This window comes from Oleiphilus sp. HI0061, from assembly GCF_001635675.1.
The window spans coordinates 1-3,394 of the sequence record NZ_LWFE01000069.1; the positions used below are offsets into that span (position 1 = coordinate 1).

3 protein-coding genes are annotated in these 3,394 nt (G+C 41.3%); all 3 read right to left on the minus strand.

Translation table 11 applies throughout. The features are described from left to right. Positions 1–271 (minus strand): tyrosine-type recombinase/integrase (locus A3735_RS32430; protein WP_197485558.1); only part of this gene is annotated, 271 nt, incomplete at its 3' end. A 61-nt stretch (positions 272–332) separates the two neighbouring features. Beyond that, positions 333–1,304 carry a YafY family protein gene (locus tag A3735_RS00905; protein WP_068637390.1) on the minus strand — a complete coding sequence of 324 codons (972 nt, stop codon included), beginning with the start codon at positions 1,302–1,304 and terminating at the stop codon, positions 333–335. Positions 1,305–1,374: 70 nt separating this feature from the next. Beyond that, positions 1,375–3,394: ATP-binding protein (locus A3735_RS00910; RefSeq protein ID WP_231882315.1), on the minus strand; the 2,020-nt coding region annotated here is incomplete at its 5' end.

Here is a 3,394-nt window from a genome sequence, read left to right on the forward strand (position 1 = left end):
CAGGAATAGCGACGCCAAGTCCAGCCATCTTGGTGGCGGCAGTACGGCGAAGGTCATGAGGTACCCATTTATCAATGCCTACAACTTCTTGTGCCCTGTTGGCAGCACGACTAATAACCCTCTCAGTCATAGGGCTATCATTATCAGTGAAAGAAGGTAGCACCCAATCTGACTCGTCTCTAAGAGCATATAGTTCACTGAATAGCTTTATCGCCAGTGGAGACAAAGGAACTTTATGGGCCTTCCTGTTTTTTGAGTTTTCCTTTGGTATATTCCTGCTTTTACGTTAAGAACACTCTGAGAACATTTACGCGGATATACACATCTATACGTTACTCACTTTCCAAGTAGGTTTTATCGTACGACCTTACGACTTCCCCAAAACTGTTCACAAAATTATCGAGTAGCAGCGAGTCTACTACCGTGGCTTTTATAGCGATATAACCGTCATCTAAGTCAGTAATCGTTTGATCCTTTGATAAGGGAGTTTCTGCCAAGTGGATACCTGCAGACTTTTTCAAGGTAAAATTGACTTCAACCTTTTCACCATCACCGTAATTGAAACGGCCCTTCTTAACATACTTACTCAATTTAAAGTCTTTAGGAGCATCAAAGTGCAAGGTCATCGCATTAGCGGCTTTTATGCGATGCACTGCCAGGCTGTAATCCTCACCATTGTCATAACGGCAAGCCATATAGAATCGCACACCTTGCTGCACTAATCCCAAAGGCATTACCTTCACTTCCGAGGCTTTGCCTTGAGCATTTTCATAGGTCAACTCGAGGTAATTATTGTTATACAGGGCTTCCGTAATGGCTTTGAAAATTTTCGGGTCTATATCCGGTGGAATAAGAGGCTGGCGTTCACTGATAATCTGAACCTTATCTAGCCACTGCTTCTCTAAGTTTGACGAGGCTTCCGTCGGGTCGAGCAATCGATTTCGGGAATACTCGAAAAAGCTCTCCATCGACTTAAGCAGATTAGGGGGCAACAGGTCCTTTAGATACTCTTCAGACAAACGCAGCATTAGGGACTCTTGTAACGTCAAATCCGCCAAAGAAAAGCCCTTCGCATTTTTATTCCAGCGATAACCGAACGGCTTGCTTCGATTGTCACAGTAAATATCAAACTCATCGACCAACTCATTAAGCGTTCTCTGAATTGTGCGTAGGGACTTATCCCAACCAGCATTCGTCAATTCGTCATGAAAATCTCGTGCTGTCTTCAATCCATGACGCGGAATTCGTCTTAAAATTTCGAGCGAGAATTTAAGTTGTTCTGATGCTGAGCTGCGTTCTGCCATTCTTTAGCCATTTACCTTAATCAATAATGATTAGTTCAGTGTAGCTAAGAATCTATGGTATGTTTTACTACTAATGCATAAACCCTATCGGCTTAGAGCTCGCCCCTTTAAAGCCTGCTTCATATTCAAGTGCATCGTAAACCTGATCAGCGTTTTCAAATGGCGCAAAACGATGTCGACGCTGTATAACGGCAAAGTCTCCTGGAGTTAGAACACTTATAGTAGTCAACTTCTGTTTTATATTTTCAGAGGGTAATTCAATATCCAATTGCTCACACACTTTTTGAAACAATGAAGTTACTTGGTCAGGCTTCATATAATCAAACTTCATCTTCAAATCAAAGCGCCTCAGCGAAGCCATATCCAGACCATCCACCAGGTTTGTGGAGGCAATAAATACACCTTCAAAACTTTCCATTTGGGTGAGCATCTCGTTGATTTGGGTCACCTCCCAGCTATGTTGAACATTGCGCCTGTCTTGAAGAAAGCTATCCACTTCATCAATCATTAGTACAGCTTCAGATTGCCTTGCCTCTTCAAAAGCTGCTGCAATATTTTGTTCTGTTTGGCCAATCCACATTGAAACCAGATCCGAAACTTTTTTGAGCAATATCTGTTTACCTAATTCCTTAGCTATCCAATTGCCATAGGCCGTTTTTCCTGTTCCTGGAGGGCCGTACATACAAATCCGGCCAGAACCGTTTGATGCTAATTGCTTGGGTATCGACTTGATATCGACATCACATGATATGAGCGTCGGATCAAACTTAAGCAGATTCTGCGTCACTGATGATTTGATCTCTCTATGACCCTGAGCCTTAAGAACGTTATTGACCATACGCTTAAAGTGAGTCGCCCGTTCTTGTTTATCAAATGTCTGCTTAGTTTGGCTAATAACCTTAGCAACTCTATCTATCACCGCTGGTGAAATAGCTTCATGAGATGCACAGATCTCGATATCATCTTCCTCAAGAAAACCTGCGCTTAGTTCTTGAATGATCTCCTTCCGACGCCCTCTAGGCGGCACATCTAACTCAATCACCATATCAAAGCGACGAATAATAGCTCTATCCATACAGTCCACGTCATTGGATATCCATATAGCTGGTACTGGGTTACTTTCTAAAAGTCGAGTGAACACATACTTGTGCTTGTCTGCATAAGAATTACAGAAAAAATTATTCCTGAAGATATCCTCTATCTCATCAAATAAAATTAAGTTTCTGTTCCCATCCAGAACTACTTGTGAAGCAAAATAACCATTCATCCTTCCCGAAGCGTCCAGGGAATTACCTTCACTATCTACACCTGCCACTTCAAAAAGAGAGGTATCACATTTTTCAGATATAACCCTTGCTAGTTCTGTTTTACCTGTACCGGGGGGACCATAGATAAGGATATTTATTCCTTTATCCTGATTTTCAATGGACTGTTTGAGATACTCTTCTAACAAAGCAAATTCCTTTTCAATATGCCCATAATCTTCAGCGCCTAGTTTGTTGGAAGCACTCTGTACTACTCTATCGCTCACTAATTCAAGCAACGTAACGTCTCTAGATTGGTCCTTTATCAATTCAATGAAATGATCTGATAACACTTCGATACGACGATCCAGGTCATAGGTTCCACTCATTTTATCGATGCGTAGAAAACCTGAACGAGTTAATATCGACTGATTGGAAAAGGCTTGTTTAACTGCTTTTCGATCATCATTTAGCATGAAGCCAAGGACTTGGTATGCTTTATCTAGAGTGCAATCAGGTAAGGCATCGAAAACAGTCTGAATCGTCACTTTGGACTTAAGCGATACAACAAAATTAACCAACTTTGTCTCTACTTCATTCAAGCCAAGACTAAAGGAAAGGTTCAGTATATTTGGATTTGTTACTTCGTAGGCGAGAGCACCTAAAGTATCGAGGAGGCCAAGATACGCTGATTTTATCGCGATTCTAAATTTCTGCTTTTTCTCTTCTTTTCTATTAAATTGTTCTTCAGATTCTTTGCCATACTTTTTATCGCAACCTGTATTCACTCCACAAGATTCGAGCACTCGCAGCTCTTCTATATCATAATAGTCATAATGAGATCCG

Coding starts and splice junctions, on each gene's coding strand:
- A3735_RS00905 (WP_068637390.1), bottom strand. CDS start 1,304: ATGGCAGAACGCAGCTCAGCATCAGAACAACTTAAATTCTCGCTCGAA.